Genomic DNA, 18,151 nt, shown 5'->3' on the forward strand with positions numbered 1-18,151 from the left:
ACCCGCCTCCGGGGCCGTTCCCTCCGGATCCGTCACCGGCTGACCCCATGGGTGCCGATCGCGTGTTCGCGTACGGCGCCGCCGCCGGCCTCCTCGGCGACCTGCTGCTCGGCGATCCCCGCCGTGGACACCCGGTCGCCGCTTTCGGGCGGGCCGCGGCTGCCGTGGAGCGGGTGCTGTGGCAGGACGACCGGGGCCGCGGGGCCGTGCACACCGCCGTGTGCGTCGGCGGCGCCGTCGCGCTCGGCGGCCTGGCCGCCCGCGCCGTACGCCGTTCCCCCACCGCTTCCGTCACCCTGACCGGCGTCGCCACCTGGGCCGTCGTCGGCGGCACCTCGCTGGCCCGGGAGGCGCGTGCCGTCGGGCGGGCCCTGGAGTCCGGTGACGTCGAGGCCGCCCGGGAGCGGCTGCCGCACCTGTGCGGCCGGGACCCGCAGGCCCTGGACGCCGACGGGATCGCCCGCGCCGTGGTGGAGTCCGTGGCCGAGAACACCTCCGACGCCGTGGTGGGCGCCCTGGTGTGGGGCGCGGTCGCCGGAGTCCCGGGCCTGGTGGGCTTCCGGGCCGTCAACACCCTGGACGCGATGGTGGGGCACAAGTCGCCCCGTTACCGCCGCTACGGCTGGGCCTCCGCCCGCCTCGACGACGTCGCCGGCTGGCCGGGGGCGCGCCTGACGGCCGTGCTCGCCGCACTGAGCGGGCCGGACCCGCGCGGGGCGGTACGGGCCTGGCGTGCGGACGCGGCGCGGCACCCCAGCCCCAACGCCGGTCCCGTCGAGGCGTCCTTCGCGGGCGCGCTCGGCGTACGGCTCGGCGGAACCCTGTCCTACGGCGGCCGGGTCGAGCACCGGCCCGTCCTCAACAGCGGCGGGCGCCCCGTCGCCGTGGCCGACATCGAGCGGGCGGTACGCCTGTCGCGGCGGGTCGGCTGGCTCGCGCTCGCGGCCGGAGCGGCCGCGCGGCGCGTACTGAAGGGACGTGCGACGTGAGCGGTGGCGGACTGCTGGTCGCCGGGACGACCTCGGACGCCGGCAAGAGCGTGGTCACCGCCGGGATCTGCCGGTGGCTGGCGCGCCGGGGCGTGAAGGTCGCGCCGTTCAAGGCGCAGAACATGTCGCTGAACTCGTTCGTCACGCGCGAGGGCGCCGAGATCGGGCGGGCCCAGGCCATGCAGGCCCAGGCGTGCCGGGTGGAGCCGACGGCGCTGATGAACCCGGTGCTGCTGAAGCCGGGCGGCGAGCGGTCCAGCCAGGTGGTGCTGATGGGCCGCCCGGTCGGCGAGATGAGCGCACGCGGTTACCACGGCGGCCGTCAGGAGAGCCTCCTCGGCACGGTCCTGGACTGCCTGGACCGGCTGCGGAGCGAGTACGACGCGGTGATCTGCGAGGGCGCCGGAAGCCCCGCGGAGATCAACCTGCGCCGCACCGACATCGTCAACATGGGCCTCGCCCGCAACGCCGGTCTGCCGGTCCTCGTCGTCGGGGACATCGACCGGGGCGGCGTCTTCGCCTCCTTCTTCGGCACGGTCGCCCTGCTCTCCCCCGAGGACCAGGAGCTGGTCGCCGGGTTCCTGGTGAACAAGTTCCGCGGGGACGTCTCGCTGCTGGAGCCGGGCCTTCGGATGCTGCACGGCCTGACCGGGCGGCGCACCTATGGCGTGCTGCCGTTCCGGCACGGGCTCGGCATCGACGAGGAGGACGGCCTCAGGGTGTCGCTCAGGGGCGCGGTGCGGGAGTCCGCGGTGACCGCGCCGGTCGGCGAGGAGGTGCTGCGGGTCGCGGTGTGCGCGGTGCCGCTGATGTCCAACTTCACCGACGTGGACGCGCTCGCCGCCGAACCGGGCGTCGTGGTGCGGTTCGTGGACCGGCCGGACGAACTCGCCGACGCGGACCTCGTGGTCGTGCCGGGCACCCGCGGGACCGTGCGGGCGCTGCGCTGGCTGCGCGAGCGCGGGCTGGCGGACGCCCTGGTGCGGCGGGCCGCCGAGGGCCGGCCGCTGCTGGGCGTCTGCGGCGGCTTCCAGCTCCTCGGCGAGCGCATCGAGGACGACGTGGAGAGCCGTGCGGGCCGCGTGGACGGGCTCGGCGTGCTGCCCGTACGGGTGCGGTTCGCCCGCGAGAAGACCCTGGCCCGCCCGGTCGGCGAGGCCCTCGGCGAGCGCGCCGAGGGGTACGAGATCCATCACGGGGTCGCCGACGTACGGGGCGGCGAAGCCTTCCTGGACGGCTGCCGGGTGGGCGGCACGTGGGGCACGCACTGGCACGGCGCGCTGGAGTCGGACGGGTTCCGGCGGGCGTTCCTGCGCGCGGTGGCCGACCGCGCGGGACGCCGTTTCGTGCCGGCCCCCGACACCTCCTTCGCCGCGCTGCGCGAGGAGCAGCTCGACCGGCTCGGCGACCTGATCGAACAGCACGCGGACACGGACGCGCTGTGGCGGCTCATCGAGTCCGGCGCGCCACGAGGACTGCCCTTCATCCCACCAGGAGCGCCCGCATGAGCACTGTGTTGTTGTTGTCGACCGCCGACACGGACCTGCTGGCGGCCCGGGCCTCCGGCGCCGGCTACCGCATCGGCAACCCCACCCGCGTGGACGTCGTGGAGGAGCTGCCCGCGCTGCTCGACGGCGCCGACCTCGCCGTGGTGCGGCTGCTGGGCGGCAAGCGCGCCTGGGAGGACGGCCTGGCCGCGCTCAGGGCGTCCGGGATCCCCACGGTGCTGCTCGGCGGGGAGACCGTGCCGGACGCGGAGCTGATGGCCGAGTCGAGCGTCCCGGCGGGCGTGGTGGCCGAGGCGCTGCGGTACCTCGTGGAGGGCGGCCCGGAGAATCTGGCCGAGCTGGCGCGCTTCCTGTCGGACACGGTGCTGCTGACCGGCGAGGGCTTCGAGCAGCCGCGCAGGATGCCGGAGTTCGGGGTGCACGGCGAGCGTCCCGTCGTGCCGGGCCGTCCGACGGTCGGCGTGCTCTTCTACCGCGCCCACGAACTCAGCGGCAACACCGCGTTCGTGGACACCCTGTGCGACGCGATCGAGGCGCGCGGCGCCAACGCGCTGCCCGTGTACTGCGGTTCGCTGCGCGGCGCCGACGCGGAGCTGTACGAGCTGCTGGGGCGGGCGGACGCGCTGGTCGCCACCGTGCTCGCGGCCGGCGGCAGCCACGCCTCGCAGGCGTCGGCGGGCGGCGAGGAGGAGGCCTGGGACGTCGGCGCGCTCGCCGATCTGAACGTCCCGGTGCTGCAGGGGCTGTGTCTGACGTCCTCGCGGGCGGCCTGGGAGGAGTCCGACGCCGCCCTCTCCCCCATGGACGCGGCCATGCAGGTCGCCATCCCCGAGTTCGACGGCCGGCTGATCACGGTCCCGTTCTCCTTCAAGGAGCAGGGCCCGGACGAGGTGCCGGTGTACGTCGCCGACCCCGAGCGGGCGGCGCGGGTCGCCGGGATCGCCGTGCGGCACGCGGCCCTTCGGCACAAGCCGAACGCGCAGAAGAAGGTGGCGCTGGTCTTCACCGCGTACCCGACGAAGCACTCGCGCGTCGGCAACGCGGTGGGGCTGGACACGCCCGCGTCGGCGGTGCGCGTGCTGGACGCGCTGCGGGACGCCGGGTACGCGGTCGAGGGGCACCCGGCCGAGGGCGACGAGCTGATCCACCGGCTGATCGAGGCGGGCGGGCACGACGTCGAGTGGCTGACGGAGGACCAGCTGGCCGCCGCGCCCGCGCGGGTGCCGCTGGCCGACTACCGGGAGTGGTTCGGGACGCTCGACCCGGGGCTGCGGGAGGCGATGACCGAGGCGTGGGGCGAGCCGCCGGGCTCGCTGTACGTCGACGGGGACGACATCGTGCTGGCGTCCCTGCGGTTCGGGAACGTCGTGGTGATGATCCAGCCGCCGCGCGGCTTCGGGGAGAACCCGATCGCGATCTACCACGACCCGGACATGCCGCCGTCCCACCACTACCTGGCCGCCTACCGCTGGCTGGAGAACGGTTTCGGCGCCGACGCGATCGTCCACATGGGCAAGCACGGCACGATGGAGTGGCTGCCCGGCAAGGGCCTCGGACTGAGCGCCGGGTGCGCGCCGGACGCGGTGCTGGGCGACCTGCCGCTGGTCTACCCGTTCATCGTCAACGACCCCGGCGAGGGCACCCAGGCCAAGCGGCGCGGGCACGCCACGGTCGTCGACCACCTGGTCCCGCCGATGGCCCGCGCCGACACCTACGGCGACCTGGCGAAGCTGGAACAGCTCCTGGACGAGTACGCGCTGGTCTCCGACCTGGACCCGGCGAAGGCGCCGGCGGTGCGCGCGCAGATCTGGACCCTGGTGAAGGCCGCCGAGCTGCACCACGACCTGCACGTGGACGACCAGCCGGACGACGACGCGTTCGACGAGTTCGTCATGCACATCGACGGCTACCTGTGCGAGATCAAGGACGTGCAGATCCGCGACGGCCTGCACGTCCTGGGCGGCGGGCCGGCCGGCGAACCGCGGGTGAACCTGGTGCTGGCGGTGCTGCGCGCCTCGCAGGTGTGGGGCGGGCGGGCCAACGCGCTGCCGGGTCTGCGGGCCGCACTGGCCGGGCACTTCGGGCTGGTGGAGAAGGAGCTGCTGGCCGAGCCCGGCACGCCGGTGAAGGCGCCGGTGGAGCTGACCGACCTGGTCGAGGGCCCGTCCCGTACGGCCTCCGACGCGATCGACCTGCTGGAACAGCTGTGCCGGCGGCTCGCGGAGGGCATGGAGCAGCGGGGGTGGGCGGCCGAGGCCGTGCCCGCGCTGGTGCGGGAGGTGCTGGGCACGGAGCTCCCGGACGCGGTGGCCGTGCTGCGGTTCGCCTGCGAGGAGGTCGTGCCCCGGCTGGCCCGGACGACGGACGAGATCGGGCACATCCTGCGCGCGCTGGACGGCGGGTACGTCCCGGCGGGCCCGTCCGGCTCCCCCACGCGCGGCCTGGTCAACGTCCTGCCGACGGGCCGGAACTTCTACTCGGTCGACCCCAAGGCCATCCCGTCGAGGCTGAGCTGGGAGGTCGGACAGTCGCTGGCGGACTCGCTGGTACGGCGCTACCTGGAGGACACGGGCGCGTACCCGAGGTCGGTGGGCCTGACCGTGTGGGGCACGTCCGCGATGCGCACGCAGGGCGACGACATCGCCGAGATCCTGGCGCTGCTGGGCTGCCGTCCGGTGTGGGACGACGCGTCGAGGCGCGTGACCGGCTTCGAGGTCGTCCCGCTGGACGAGCTGGGCCGGCCCCGCATCGACGTCACCGTCCGCATCTCCGGCTTCTTCCGGGACGCGTTCCCGCACGTGGTGGGGCTGATCGACGACGCGGTGCGGGCGGTGGCCGAGCTGGACGAGCCGGCCGGGTCGAACTACGTGCGCGCGCACGTGGACGAGGACTCCGCCGAGCACGGTGACCGGCGGCGGGCGACCGCGCGCATCTTCGGCTCCAAGCCGGGGGCGTACGGGGCGGGGCTGCTGCCGCTGATCGACGCCCGGAACTGGCGCTCCGACGCGGACCTCGCCGAGGTGTACGCGGTGTGGGGCGGCTACGCCTACGGGCGCGGACTCGACGGGCGCGCGGCACGCGGCGACATGGAGACGGCGTTCAGGCGGATCGCGGTCGCGGCGAAGAACGTCGACACGCGCGAGCACGATCTCGTCGACGCGGACGACTACTTCCAGTACCACGGCGGCATGGTCGCCATGGTCCGGCACCTGACGGGCGCGAGCCCGGAGGCGTACGTCGGCGACTCGGCGACACCGGACCAGGTGCGGACGCGGACGCTGGGCGAGGAGACGCACCGGGTGTTCCGGGCGCGGGTGGTCAACCCGCGCTGGATGGCCGCGATGCGCCGGCACGGCTACAAGGGCGCCTTCGAGATGGCGGCCACCGTGGACTACCTGTTCGGGTACGACGCCACGGCCGGGGTCGTGGACGACTGGATGTACGAGAAGCTCAGCGCGGAGTACGTCTTCTCGCCGGAGAACCGGGACTTCATGAAGAAGTCCAACCCCTGGGCGCTGCGCGGCATCGCGGAACGGCTGCTGGAGGCGGCGGACCGCGGGCTGTGGGCGGAGCCGGACGCCGGCACGCTGGAGCGGCTGCGCGCCACCTACCTGGAACTCGAGGGCGACCTCGAAGGCGACTCGGAGGGCGACGACCAGTGACCACCCCCTTTCCTTTCACGGCCGTCGTCGGCCAGGACGACCTGCGGCTCGCGCTGCTGCTGAACGCGGTGTCGCCGTCGGTCGGCGGTGTGCTGGTGCGCGGCGAGAAGGGCACCGCCAAGTCGACGGCGGTACGGGCCTTGACCTCGCTGCTGCCGGAGGTCGCCGTGGTGCCGGGATGCCGGTTCTCCTGCGACCCCGCGTCGCCCGACCCGGGGTGCCCGGACGGGCCGCACGAGGGCGGGGGCGGCGGCACTGCGCGTCCCGCGCGGATGGTGGAGCTGCCCGTCGGCGCCTCCGAGGACCGGCTGGTCGGTGCGCTGGACATCGAGCGGGCGCTCTCGGAGGGCGTGAAGGCGTTCGAGCCAGGGCTGCTCGCCGCCGCCCACCGGGGCATCCTGTACGTCGACGAGGTCAATCTCCTGCATGACCACCTGGTCGACCTGCTGCTGGACGCGGCGGCGATGGGCGCCTCGTACGTGGAGCGCGAGGGCGTCTCCGTTCGGCACGCGGCGCGGTTCCTGCTCGTCGGGACGATGAACCCGGAGGAGGGCGAGCTGCGGCCGCAGTTGCTGGACCGGTTCGGGCTGACCGTCGAGGTCGCCGCGTCCCGGGAGCCGGACCAGCGGGTCGAGGTGGTCCGGCGGCGGCTGGCGTACGAGGACGGTCCGGCCGCCTTCGCCGCGCGGTGGGCCGACGAGGAGGCCGCCGTACGGCAGCGGATCGTCGCGGCGCGGGAGGTGCTGCCGTCGGTGCGCCTGGGGGATGCCGCGCTGCGGCAGATCGCGGCGACCTGCGCGGCCTTCGAGGTGGACGGCATGCGGGCCGACATCGTGATGGCGCGCACGGCGACCGCGCTGGCCGCCTGGGCCGGGCGGACGGAGGTGCTCGCCGAGGACGTGCGGCAGGCGGCGCTGCTGGCTCTCCCCCACCGGCGGCGGCGCAACCCGTTCGACGCGCCGGGGCTGGACGAGGACAAGCTGGACGAGACACTGGAGGAGTTCGGGGGTGACGACGACCCCGGCCCCGGCCCCGACGGTGACGGTCCTGAGGGAGGGCCCGGCGGGGGCGGCGGGGAGCCGGCTCCGGACAGCGGGCCGCAGGGCGGGGACGCGGCGTCCCGGCCCGAGGGCGGTGAGGGTGAGCCCGCGCCCGGCGGGGCCGGGGAGCAGTCGCCCGTGCGGGCCTCCGAGCCCTTCCGCACGAAGGCGCTGAGCGTTCCCGGGGTCGGGGCGGGGGCCGCCGGGCGGCGGTCGCGGGCCCGTACCGAGCACGGGCGCACGACGGGTGCGCGCCGGCCCGAGGGGACGCTGACCGCGCTGCACCTCGCGGCGACCGTGCGGGCCGCCGCGCCGCACCAGCGGGCCCGGGGACGCTCCGGGCGCGGTCTCGTCGTGCGCCGCGACGATCTGCGGCAGGCGACCCGGGAGGGCCGCGAGGGCAATCTCGTGCTGTTCGTCGTGGACGCCTCCGGGTCCATGGCCGCGCGGCAGCGGATGGGCGCCGTGAAGGGCGCCGTGCTGTCGCTGCTGCTCGACGCCTACCAGCGGCGGGACAAGGTGGGCCTGGTGACCTTCCGGGGGGCGTCGGCCGACGTCGCGCTGCCTCCGACCTCGTCGGTGGACGCGGCGGCGGCCCGGCTGGAGTCGCTGCCGACCGGCGGACGCACCCCGCTGGCGGCCGGGCTGCTCAGGGCGCACGACGTGCTGCGGGTGGAGCGGCTGCGGGACCCCGCGCGGCGGGCCCTGGTCGTGGTGGTGACCGACGGGCGGGCGACCGGCGGGCCGGAGCCGGTGGCGCTGGCGTCGCGTGCGGCGCGGCTGTTCGCGGCGGAGGGCATCGCCTCGGTGGTCGTGGACTGCGAGTCGGGGCCGGTGCGGCTGGGGCTGGCCGGGCGGCTCGCCGGTGAGCTGGGCGGGACCGCGGTGACGCTGGACGAGCTGCGGGCGGACAGCATCGCCGGACTGGTGAAGGACGTGCAGGGGAGGGCCGCGTAATGCCGAAGGGGCAGCCGAGTGTCGTGCCCGACGACGGTCTGACGACGCGGCAGCGGAGGAACCGGCCGCTGGTCGTCGTCCACACGGGCGTGGGCAAGGGCAAGTCGACCGCCGCGTTCGGGCTGGCGTTGCGCGCCTGGAACCAGGGGTGGCCGATCGGGGTGTTCCAGTTCGTCAAGTCGGCGAAGTGGAAGGTCGGCGAGGAGCGGGCGCTGCGGGTGCTCGGGGACTCCGGTGAGGGCGGTTCCGTCGCCTGGCACAAGATGGGCGAGGGCTGGTCCTGGGTGCAGCGCGAGCTGCAGGGGGACAACGTCAGCAACGAGGAGAAGGCCCGCGAGGGCTGGGAGCAGGTCAAGCGGGACCTGGCCGCCGAGACGTACCGGCTGTACGTGCTGGACGAGTTCGCCTACCCGATGCACTGGGGGTGGGTGGACACGGCCGAGGTGGTGTCCGTGCTGCGGGAGCGGCCGGGGACGCAGCACGTGGTGATCACGGGGCGCAACGCGCCGGCGGAACTGGTGGACTGCGCCGATCTGGTGACCGACATGTCCAAGGTGAAGCACCCGATGGACGTCGGGCAGAAGGGGCAGAGGGGGATCGAGTGGTGACGGGGTCCGTCGCCTCCGTCCTCACCGTCCCCCGGCTGGTCATCGCCGCGCCGTCCTCGGGGAGCGGGAAGACCACCGTCGCCACGGGGCTGATGGCCGCGTTGTCGGCGCGCGGGATGACCGTGTCGCCGCACAAGGTGGGGCCCGACTACATCGATCCCGGGTACCACGCGCTCGCCACGGGGCGGGTGGGGCGGAACCTCGACGCGTATCTGTGTGGCGCCGAGCTGGTGGCCCCGTTGTTCGCGCACGGGGCGCGGGGGTGTGACATCGCCGTCGTCGAGGGCGTGATGGGGCTGTTCGACGGGGCGGCCGGTGAGGGGGAGCTGGCGTCCACCGCGCAGGTCGCGAAGGTGTTGCGGGCGCCGGTGGTGCTGGTGGTCGACGCGTCGGCGCAGGCGCGGTCGGTGGCGGCGTTGGTGCACGGGTTCGTGAGCTTCGATCCGGAGGTGCGGGTCGGGGGCGTGATCCTCAACAAGGTGGGGTCGGAGCGGCATGAGGCGTTGCTGCGGGAGGCCTTGGAGGCTGTCGGGGTTCCTGTGATGGGGGTGTTGCGGCGGGGCGCGGGGGTGGAGACTCCGTCTCGGCATCTGGGGCTCGTGCCTGTGGCTGAGCGGGGCGACGTGGCTGTCGACGCCGTCCAGGCGATGGGGGCGTTGGTCGCCGACGGATGTGATCTCGAAGGGCTTGTCGCCCTCGCGTGCAGTGCGGGGTCACTGGCGGGTGCGGCTTGGGACGCGGGTGATGCCCTCTTTTCTTCGCCCCCGCCGCCCCTTCCCGTCCCGGCCCCGGGAGCTTCGCCCCCGGGCCCCCTCGTCGGCCCTGGCGGGCCTCGTCCTCGAACGCCGGACGGACCGGGAGCGGCGGCCACGTCGTCCGAGAAGCCGGGGGACCCGGTCATCGCCCTCGCCGGCGGGGCCGCGTTCACCTTTTCCTATGCCGAGCATGCCGAGTTGCTGACCGCCGCCGGGGCGGAGGTCGTCACCTTTGATCCTCTGCGGGACGAGGAGTTGCCCGACGGGACCGCCGGGGTCGTCATCGGTGGGGGTTTCCCCGAGGTGTACGCCTCCGAGCTGTCCGCCAACGAAGCCCTGCGGGAGCGGATTGCCGAGCTCGCCGCGGGTGGCGCCCCCGTCGCCGCCGAGTGTGCCGGGCTGTTGTACCTCTGCCGGGAGCTGGACGGGATGCCCATGTGCGGCGTGCTCGACGCCTCCGCGCGGATGTCGGAGCGGTTGACGCTCGGGTACCGGGACGCCGTGGCCGTCTCCGACAGCGTGCTGGCCGCGGCCGGGACGCGGATGCGGGGGCACGAGTTCCACCGGACGGTCGTCGAGCCGGGGGCCGGGGGCTCCCCCGCGTGGGGGCTGCGCACACCTGAGCGGCGGGTCGAAGGGTTCGTCGGGAAGAGCGTGCACGCCAGTTATCTGCACACCCACTGGGCGTCGGCGCCCGGTGTCGCCCTTCGGTTCGTGGAGAGGTGCCGGACGTCATGAGCAGCAGGCTGATCGGGGTGGGCGTCGGGCCCGGGGACCCGGAGCTGGTGACCGTCAAGGGGGTCAACGCGCTGCGGGCCGCCGAGGTCGTCGTCGTCCCCGTGATGGACACGGGTGAGCGGGGGCGGGCCGAGGCGACCGTGCTGCACTACGTACCCGCCGAGAAGGTCGTCCGGGTGGTGTTCGCGCTGAACGAGCGGACCGACCGGGCGCGCCGCGAGGCCGCCTGGGACGCGGCCGGTGAGCGGGTCGCCGGGCTGTTGCGGGAGCGGGGGCGCGTGGCGTTCGCGACCATCGGCGATCCCAACGTCTATTCGACCTTCACTTATCTCGCGCAGACCGTCGCCGGGCTGGTGCCGGGGGTGGTCGTGGAGACCGTGCCGGGGATCACCGCCATGCAGGATCTCGCGGCGCGGTCGGGGGCCGTGCTGACGGAGGGGACCGAGCCGCTCACCCTGGTGCCGGTGACCGCCGGGGCGTCCGTGCTGAAGGAGGCTCTGGCCGGGCCCGGCACGGTCGTCGCGTACAAGTTCGGGCGGCAGGCCGGTGAGGTCGCCGACGCGCTGCGGGAGACCGGGCGGCTCGACCACGCGGTGTGGGGGTCGGCGCTGGGGCTCCCGGAGGAGTCGGTGCGGCCGGCGGCGGAGCTGGACGGGCGGCCGCTGCCGTACCTGTCGACGCTCATCGCGCCGCCCCGGCGCGGGGACGGGCGGGGCGGCAAGCTGTGAGCCGGGCGGACGGGCGGTCAGTGGGCGGCGCCCACGACCAGCCAGATGAACAGCACCCCGGCCACCGTGCACACCAGGGTCGAGCGGGCCGGGTGGTCGTGGTGGGCCTCGGGCAGGATCTCGGCCGCCGCGAGGTACAGCAGCGCGCCGCCGAACAGGCCGAGGTAGCCGCCGAGCAGCGGCTCGGGGATCGTGAAGAACAGGGTGGAGGCGGCGCCCGCGACCGGCGCCACGGCGTCCGCCCCCAGCATCGCGAGGGCGCGGCGGCGGGCGTTGCCGTAGGCGTGGGTGAGTGTGTACGTGTTGAAGCCGTCCGCGAAGTCGTGGGCGATCACGGCGACCGCGACGGCGGCGCCCATGCCGCCGCCGACCTGGAAGGCGGCGCCGATCGCCACGCCGTCCATCGCGCTGTGCCCGACCATCGCCGCCGCGGCCGTGAGGCCCACCTCGGGGGTGCGGCCGTGGTTCTCGCCCGCGCCGTGCGCGGCCATGGGGGTCCCCCCGGCTCGAGCGGAGTCGAGATGCCGGGGGAGGTGGGCGAGCAGGCGTTCCACCAGGTGGGCCAGCAGGAACCCGCCGACGAAGAGCAGCAGCGCCGCGGGCACGCCGTGCACCTCGGTGCCGGCGGCCTCCAGGGACTCCGGGAGGAGCTCCAGGCCGACCACGCCGAGCATCAGCCCGCCGGCCAGGCCCAGCACCAGGTGGCGGCGGTCGGTCACACGGTGGGCCGACCAGCCGCCGGCCAGCGTCATCAGGAACGCGCCCAGCGCGACGAGGACCACCATGTGCCCTTCGTATCCGATCGGCGGCCGCTCGCGCACGCGTGACAGCCGCTCGCCGCACCCCTACTTCCGACCGCACGCAGGGAAGGACCTGTTTCCATGACCGACGCCCCCACCGGCAAGGTGACCTTCGTCGGGGCCGGTCCCGGCGCCGCCGATCTGCTGACGTTCCGCGGCGCGCGGGCCATCGCCGAGGCGGACGTGGTGATCTGGGCCGCCAGCCTGGTCCAGGCGGAGGTCCTGGAGCACGCGCGCCAGGACGCCGAGGTCCTGGACTCGGCGACGATGTCGCTGGAGGACGTGGTGGCCGTCTACGCGCGGGCCCGTGACGAAGGGCGGAGGGTCGCGCGGATCCACTCGGGTGACCCCGCGCTGTGGGGCGGCACCCAGGAGCAGCTCGACCGGTGCGCGGAGCTGGGCATCCCGACGGAGATCGTGCCGGGCGTGTCGTCGTTCTCGGCGGTGGCGGCGCTCGCGGGGCGGGAGCTGACGGTCCCGGAGGTGGCGCAGTCGGTGATCCTCACCCGGCTGGGCGGCGGCAAGACGCCGATGCCGCCGGGTGAGGAGGTCCGGGAGTTCGCGCGGCACGGCACCACGATGGCGGTGTTCCTGTCGGCGGCGCGCAGCGGGCAGCTGGTGCGGGAGCTGCTGGAGGGCGGCTATCCGACGTCCACGCCGGTCGTGGTGGCGTACCAGGCGACCTGGCCGGAGGAGCTGGTCGTGCGGTGCACGATCGGCACGCTGGAGGAGACGGTCAAGGAGCACAAGCTGTGGAAGCACACGCTGTTCCTGGTCGGTCCCGCCCTCGACGCGCACGGCACCCGCTCGCACCTGTACCACCCGGGGCACTTCCACGGCTTCCGCAAGGCCGACCCGCGGGCCCGCAGGGAGCTGCGGGAGCGGGGGGCGAGCACATGATCACCGTGGTCGGCACGGGTACGGGCGGGCCGGCCGGCGTCCGGGTGCCCGAGGAGGCCGCGCTCGTGGTCGGCGGGCGGCGGCACCTGGACGCCGTGGAGCTGCCGGAGGGGGCCGAGCGGGTGGTGCTGGGGCCGCTGGCGCCCGCCCTCGACACCGTCGCCGCGTACGTGGCCGAGGAGCGGCCCGTGGTGGTGCTGGCCTCGGGTGATCCGGGGTTCTTCGGGATCGTGCGGGCGCTGGCCGAGCGGTTCGGGCCGGAGCGGCTCGACGTACGGCCCGGGGTGTCCTCCGTCGCGGCCGCCTTCGCGCGGGCCGGGCTGCCGTGGGACGACGCCGTGGTGGTCAGCGCGCACGGCCGGGACCCGCGCACGGCGGTCAACGTGTGCCGGGCGCACCCGAAGGCCGCCGTGCTGACCGGGCCCGGCGCGGGACCCGCCGAGCTGGGGGCGGCGCTGCGCGGGGAGCGACGGGTGCTGGTCGTCGCGTCCGGGCTGGGGTCGGCCGGGGAGTCGGTGGAGCGGGTGACGCCCGAGGAGGCGGCCGGCCGTGACTGGGGAACGGCGGTGAGCGTGGTGCTGTGCCTGGACGAGACGCGGACGACGGGGCCGGCGCGCACCGTCGCGGGGCCCGCCGGACGCCCCGCCGGATGGGCGCTGCCCGAGGCGGAGTTCGCGCACCGGGACTCGATGATCACCAAGTTCGAGGTGCGGGCGCTGGCGCTGGCGCGGCTGGGACCGCGCCCCGGCGACCTGGTGTGGGACGTCGGCGCGGGGTCGGGGTCGGTGGCCGTGGAGTGCGCGCGGCTCGGTGCGGCGGCCGTCGCCGTGGAACGCGACGCGGACGGCGTGGAGCGGGTGCGCGCCAACGCCGCCGCGCACGGCGTCGACGTGCGGGTGGTGCACGGGGAGGCGCCCGGGGCGCTGGACGGGCTGGACGACGATCCGGACGCCGTGTTCGTCGGCGGCGGGGGCCGGGAACTGCCGGCGGTCGTCACCGCGTGCGCGCGCCGGGCGCGGCGGGCGGTCGTCGTGGCGCTGGCCGCGCTCGACCGGGTGCCGGCCGCCCGTGCGGCGCTGACCGGCGCCGGTCTGGTCTGCGACGGCGTGCTGCTGCAGTCGTCGCGGCTCGCGCCGCTCCCGGGGGACGTGACCCGGCTGGCGGCCGCCAATCCGGTTTTCCTGCTGTGGGGCGTCCGGCCCCCGGCGCACAGTGAAGGAGTCTGCGAGTGATCGGCCTCATCTCCGCCACGGCGGCGGGAGCGGCGGCGCGCGACCGGCTGGCCGCCGCCTGGCCCGGCCGCACGCGCGTGTACGACGGTCCGGTGGCGGACGCGGTACGGACCGCGTTCGCCGAGTGCGACCGGCTGGTGTGTTTCCTCGCCACCGGGGCCGTGGTGCGGCTGGTGGCGCCGCTGCTGGACGGCAAGGCGAACGATCCGGGCGTGGTGTGCGTGGACGAGGCGGGCCGGTTCGCGGTGTCGCTGCTCGGCGGGCACGGCGGCGGGGCGAACGACCTGGCCCGCGAGGTCGGCGAGGTGCTGGGCGCGGAGCCGGTGGTGACGACCGCGACGGACGCGGTGGGCCTGCCCGGACTCGACACGCTGGGCCTGCCGGTGGAGGGCGATGTCGCCGCCGTGTCGCGGGCGCTGCTGGACGGGGAGGCGGTGGCGCTGCGCACGGAGGTGGCCTGGCCGCTGCCGCCGCTCCCGGTCGCCGACGAGGGCGCGTACACGGTCCGGGTGACGGACCGGCTGGTCGGACCCGCCGACGGGGAGGCGGTGTTGCGGCCGCCGAGCCTCGTCGTCGGGGTGGGCGCGTCGAAGGGCGCCCCCGTCGAGGAGGTGCTCGGGCTCGTCGAGGACGCCCTGCGGGAGGCGGGCCTGTCGGCCGCGTCCGTGGCCGAGCTGGCCACCGTGGACGCCAAGGCCGGGGAGCCGGGGCTCGTGGAGGCCGCCCGGCGGCTGGGGGTGCCGCTGGTGACGCACCCCGCCGGGGAGCTGGCGCGGGTCGAGGTGCCGAACCCGTCCGACGCGCCGCTGGACGCCGTCGGCACCCCGTCGGTCGCGGAGGCCGCCGCGCTCGTGGGCGGGGGCGAACTCCTCGTGCCCAAGCGGAAGTCGGCGGGGTCCCCGGCCATGGCGACCTGCGCCGTCGTACGGCGTCCGGGGCGGGGGCGGCTCGCGGTGGTCGGGCTCGGGCCCGGCGCGCGGGACCTGCTCACCCCGCGGGCGCGCGACGAACTGCGGCGCGCCTCCGTGCTGGTGGGCCTGGACCAGTACGTCGACCAGATCCGCGACCTGCTGCGGCCCGGCACGCGCGTGCTGGAGTCGGGGCTCGGCGCGGAGGAGGAGCGGGCGCGCACGGCCGTCGCGGAGGCCCGGCGCGGGCAGGCGGTCGCGCTGATCGGCAGCGGCGACGCGGGGGTGTACGCGATGGCGTCCCCGGCGCTCGCGGAGGCGTCCGACGACATCGACGTGGTCGGCGTACCGGGGGTGACGGCGGCGCTCGCGGCGAGCGCGCTGCTCGGCGCTCCGCTGGGCCACGACCACGTGTCCATCAGCCTGTCCGACCTGCACACGCCGTGGGAGGTCATCGAGCGGCGGGTGCGGGCGGCGGCCGAGGCGGACCTCGTGGTGACGTTCTACAACCCGCGCAGCCGGGGCCGCGACTGGCAGCTGCCGAAGGCGCTCGCCGTCCTCGCCGGGCACCGCGCGCCCGCCACACCCGTCGGGGTGGTGCGCAACGCGTCCCGCGCGGACGAGTCCGTGCGGCTGACCACGCTGGCCGCGCTGGACCCGGCGACGGTCGACATGATGACGGTCGTGACCGTGGGCAACACGGCGACCCGGGAGATCGCGGGGCGCATGGTCACCCCGCGCGGCTACCGCTGGCAGGAGGAGACCCGGTGAACCGCGTGATCCACCCCATCGAGCAGGAGTCCTTCCGGCGGCTGCGCGCCCGCCTCGACACCACGCGCTTCCCGCCGCTGACCCGCGCGGTCGTGGAGCGGGTCGTGCACTCCTCCGCCGACCTGGAGTACGCCCGCGACCTCGTCATGGACGAGGACGACCTGGTGCGCGCGCACGCCGCGCTGCACGCGGGCGCGCCGGTCGTCGCGGACGTGGAGATGGTCGCGGCCGGGATCACCCGCCGCGAGACCGTGTGCCGGCTGCGCGACGCGCGGTCCGGGCCGGGGCTCACCCGGTCCGCGCACGCCGTGCGGCTCGCCTACGAGGAGGTCGGTCCCGGCGCCCTGTGGGTGATCGGCTGCGCCCCCACCGCGCTGGAGGAGCTGCTGACCCTGGACGCCTCCCCCGCGCTCGTCGTCGGCCTGCCCGTCGGGTTCGTCGGCGCCGTCGAGTCCAAGGCGGCGCTGCGGGAGAGCGGACTGCCCGCCGTGAGCAACGTGTCCGAGAAGGGCGGGTCGGCGGTCGCCGCCGCCGCGCTCAACGCCCTGCTGTACCACCCCCTTCCGACCGAGGAGACCCTGTGACCACCCCGCCCGCCCTGCTCATCGCCGGACACGGCACCCGGGACGACGCCGGAGCGGAGGCGTTCCGCGCCTTCGTGCGGGAGCTGGGCCGCCGCCGGCCCGACCTGCCCGTCGCGGGCGGCTTCATCGAACTGTCCCCGCCGCCGCTCGGCGAGGCCGTCGCCGGACTGGTGGAGCGGGGGGTGCGGCGGTTCGCGGCCGTGCCGCTGATGCTGGTGTCCGCCGGACACGCCAAGGGCGACATCCCGGCCGCGCTGGCCCGCGAGAAGGAACGCCACCCCGGCCTCTCGTACACGTACGGCCGTCCGCTGGGCCCGCACCCGGCGCTGCTGCGGGTGCTGGAGCGGCGGCTCGCGGAGGCGGTGGACCCGTCCTGGGACCCCGCCGAGGTGACCGTGCTGCTGGTGGGGCGCGGGTCGACGGACCCGGATGCCAACGCCGAGGTGTTCAAGGCGGCCCGGCTGCTGTGGGAGGGGCGCGGCTGGGCGGGCGTGGAGACCGCGTTCGTGTCGCTGGCCGCGCCGGACGTGCCGAGCGGGCTCGAGCGCTGCGCCCGGCTGGGGGCGCGGCGGATCGTCGTGCTGCCGTACTTCCTGTTCACCGGGATCCTGCCGGACCGGGTGCGGACGCAGACCGAGGAGTGGGCGGCGGCGCGTCCGGACACCGAGGTGCGGTCGGCGGACGTCATCGGCCCCGAGCCGGAGCTGCTGGACCTGGTCCTGGAGCGGTACGAGGAGGCCGTCAAGGGCGATCTGCGGATGAACTGCGACACGTGCGTGTACCGGATCGCGCTGCCCGGCTTCGAGGACAAGGTGGGGCTGCCGCAGCAGCCGCATTTCCACCCCGACGACGACGGGCACCATCATCACGGTCATGGTCACCCCCACGCGCACACCCATGCCCATTGAGCCGGCCCTCGGTCACGACCTGCGCCATCACGGTGACGCCGAGGTCCGCGACGACGGCGGCACGCTCGTCGACCTCGCGGTGAACGTCCGCGCGGACACGCCCCCGGCGTGGCTGCGGGAGCGCGTCGCGGCGTCGCTGGCGGGGCTCGCCGCCTACCCCGACGGGCGGGCCGCGCGGGCCGCGGTGGCGGCGCGGCACGGGCTGCCCGTGGAGCGGGTGCTGCTGACCGCGGGCGCGGCGGAGGCGTTCGTGCTGCTGGCGCGGGCGCTGAAGGTGTCCCGGCCGGTGGTGGTGCACCCGCAGTTCACCGAGCCGGAGGCGGCGCTGCGGGACGCCGGGCACACGGTGGACCGGGTGCTGCTGCGGGAGGCCGGCGGTTTCCGTCTGGACCCGGCGGCGGTCCCGGAGGACGCGGACCTGGTGGTGGTCGGCAACCCGACCAACCCGACGTCCGTGCTGCACCCGGCGAAGGCGCTGGCCCGGCTGGCCCGGCCGGGGCGCACGCTCGTGGTGGACGAGGCGTTCATGGACGCGGTGCCGGGTGAGCGGGAGGCCCTGGCCGGGCGGACGGACGTGCCGGGTCTCGTCGTCCTCCGCAGCCTCACCAAGACGTGGGGGCTGGCGGGCCTGCGCATCGGGTACGTCCTCGCGGCGCCGGAGATCGTCACGGAGCTGGAGCAGGCGCAGCCGCTGTGGCCGGTGTCGACGCCGGCGCTGGCGGCGGCGGAGGCGTGCGTGGCCCCGGCCGCCCTCGAGGAGGCGGCCGGGGCGGCCCTGCGCATCGCCGAGGACCGGTCGTGTCTGGTCGCCGGTCTGCGGGAGTTCGCGTCCCGCGGCCTGCGGGTGGTGGAACCGGCCGAGGGCCCCTTCGTCCTGCTCCGCGTGCCGGACGCGGCGGGGGTGCGGGAGCGCTTGCGCGCCCTCGGCTACGCGGCCCGCCGCGGCGACACGTTCCCGGGCCTGGACGAGGACTGGCTGCGCCTGGCGGTACGGGACCGGGAGACGACGGAGGGCTTCCTGCGCGCGCTGGACCGGGCGCTGGCCGGCTGACCGCCGCCTTCG

14 protein-coding genes are annotated in these 18,151 nt (G+C 75.7%); 13 read left to right on the top strand and 1 reads right to left on the bottom strand.

Translation table 11 applies throughout. The annotated features are described in order from the left end of the window. Positions 1–47: 47 nt before the first annotated feature. From ACIQ8B_RS23505 to cobI, 7 genes are read left to right on the top strand one after another with little or no spacing between them, the layout of a single operon-like run. Positions 48–989: a cobalamin biosynthesis protein gene (locus tag ACIQ8B_RS23505; RefSeq protein ID WP_403549319.1), complete on the top strand. Its 942-nt coding sequence runs from the start codon at positions 48–50 to the stop codon at positions 987–989. Then, a complete protein-coding gene (locus ACIQ8B_RS23510) occupies positions 986–2,497 on the top strand; it encodes a cobyric acid synthase (RefSeq protein WP_403549321.1) in 1,512 nt (503 codons plus the stop codon). The genes ACIQ8B_RS23505 and ACIQ8B_RS23510 overlap by 4 nt, the downstream gene beginning before the upstream one ends. Beyond that, entirely contained in the window at positions 2,494–6,159 is a 3,666-nt protein-coding gene (gene cobN / locus ACIQ8B_RS23515) for a cobaltochelatase subunit CobN (protein WP_403549323.1), read from the top strand. Before ACIQ8B_RS23510 ends, cobN begins: the two co-directional genes overlap by 4 nt. After that, positions 6,156–8,156: a putative cobaltochelatase gene (locus ACIQ8B_RS23520; RefSeq protein WP_403549325.1), complete on the top strand. Its 2,001-nt coding sequence runs from the start codon at positions 6,156–6,158 to the stop codon at positions 8,154–8,156. The genes cobN and ACIQ8B_RS23520 overlap by 4 nt, the downstream gene beginning before the upstream one ends. Continuing rightward, complete coding sequence (cobO, locus tag ACIQ8B_RS23525) at positions 8,156–8,764, top strand: cob(I)yrinic acid a,c-diamide adenosyltransferase (RefSeq protein ID WP_106414836.1); 609 nt, start codon at positions 8,156–8,158, stop codon at positions 8,762–8,764. The genes ACIQ8B_RS23520 and cobO overlap by 1 nt, the downstream gene beginning before the upstream one ends. Further along, positions 8,758–10,257, top strand: coding sequence for a cobyrinate a,c-diamide synthase (locus tag ACIQ8B_RS23530; RefSeq protein ID WP_403549327.1), 1,500 nt, complete (start codon positions 8,758–8,760; stop codon positions 10,255–10,257). Before cobO ends, ACIQ8B_RS23530 begins: the two co-directional genes overlap by 7 nt. Then, entirely contained in the window at positions 10,254–10,985 is a 732-nt protein-coding gene (gene cobI / locus ACIQ8B_RS23535) for a precorrin-2 C(20)-methyltransferase (RefSeq protein ID WP_290007801.1), read from the top strand. The genes ACIQ8B_RS23530 and cobI overlap by 4 nt, the downstream gene beginning before the upstream one ends. Positions 10,986–11,002: 17 nt before the next feature. Here the strand turns inward: cobI and ACIQ8B_RS23540 are convergent, their stop codons facing one another. Beyond that, positions 11,003–11,770 carry a permease gene (locus ACIQ8B_RS23540; RefSeq protein ID WP_403549330.1) on the bottom strand — a complete coding sequence of 256 codons (768 nt, stop codon included), beginning with the start codon at positions 11,768–11,770 and terminating at the stop codon, positions 11,003–11,005. A gap of 96 nt (positions 11,771–11,866) precedes the next feature. Between ACIQ8B_RS23540 and cobM the strand changes: the two genes are divergently transcribed. The 6 genes from cobM to cobC are packed head-to-tail and all read left to right on the top strand — an operon-like array spanning position 11,867 to position 18,139. After that, on the top strand, positions 11,867–12,685 hold the full coding sequence (gene cobM, locus ACIQ8B_RS23545) for a precorrin-4 C(11)-methyltransferase (RefSeq protein WP_106414833.1): 819 nt from the start codon (positions 11,867–11,869) through the stop codon (positions 12,683–12,685). Beyond that, positions 12,682–13,917 carry a precorrin-6y C5,15-methyltransferase (decarboxylating) subunit CbiE gene (cbiE, locus tag ACIQ8B_RS23550; protein ID WP_403549332.1) on the top strand — a complete coding sequence of 412 codons (1,236 nt, stop codon included), beginning with the start codon at positions 12,682–12,684 and terminating at the stop codon, positions 13,915–13,917. The genes cobM and cbiE overlap by 4 nt, the downstream gene beginning before the upstream one ends. After that, positions 13,914–15,596: a precorrin-3B C(17)-methyltransferase gene (gene cobJ / locus ACIQ8B_RS23555; RefSeq protein ID WP_403549335.1), complete on the top strand. Its 1,683-nt coding sequence runs from the start codon at positions 13,914–13,916 to the stop codon at positions 15,594–15,596. The genes cbiE and cobJ overlap by 4 nt, the downstream gene beginning before the upstream one ends. After that, positions 15,593–16,180, top strand: coding sequence for a precorrin-8X methylmutase (locus ACIQ8B_RS23560; RefSeq protein ID WP_106414830.1), 588 nt, complete (start codon positions 15,593–15,595; stop codon positions 16,178–16,180). Before cobJ ends, ACIQ8B_RS23560 begins: the two co-directional genes overlap by 4 nt. Then, positions 16,177–17,088, top strand: coding sequence for a sirohydrochlorin chelatase (locus ACIQ8B_RS23565; protein WP_290007813.1), 912 nt, complete (start codon positions 16,177–16,179; stop codon positions 17,086–17,088). Before ACIQ8B_RS23560 ends, ACIQ8B_RS23565 begins: the two co-directional genes overlap by 4 nt. Beyond that, entirely contained in the window at positions 17,078–18,139 is a 1,062-nt protein-coding gene (gene cobC, locus ACIQ8B_RS23570) for an Rv2231c family pyridoxal phosphate-dependent protein CobC (RefSeq protein WP_403549338.1), read from the top strand. Before ACIQ8B_RS23565 ends, cobC begins: the two co-directional genes overlap by 11 nt. Positions 18,140–18,151 lie beyond the last annotated feature (12 nt).

Source organism: Streptomyces sp. NPDC096105 (assembly GCF_044763335.1).
GTDB lineage: Bacteria > Actinomycetota > Actinomycetes > Streptomycetales > Streptomycetaceae > Streptomyces.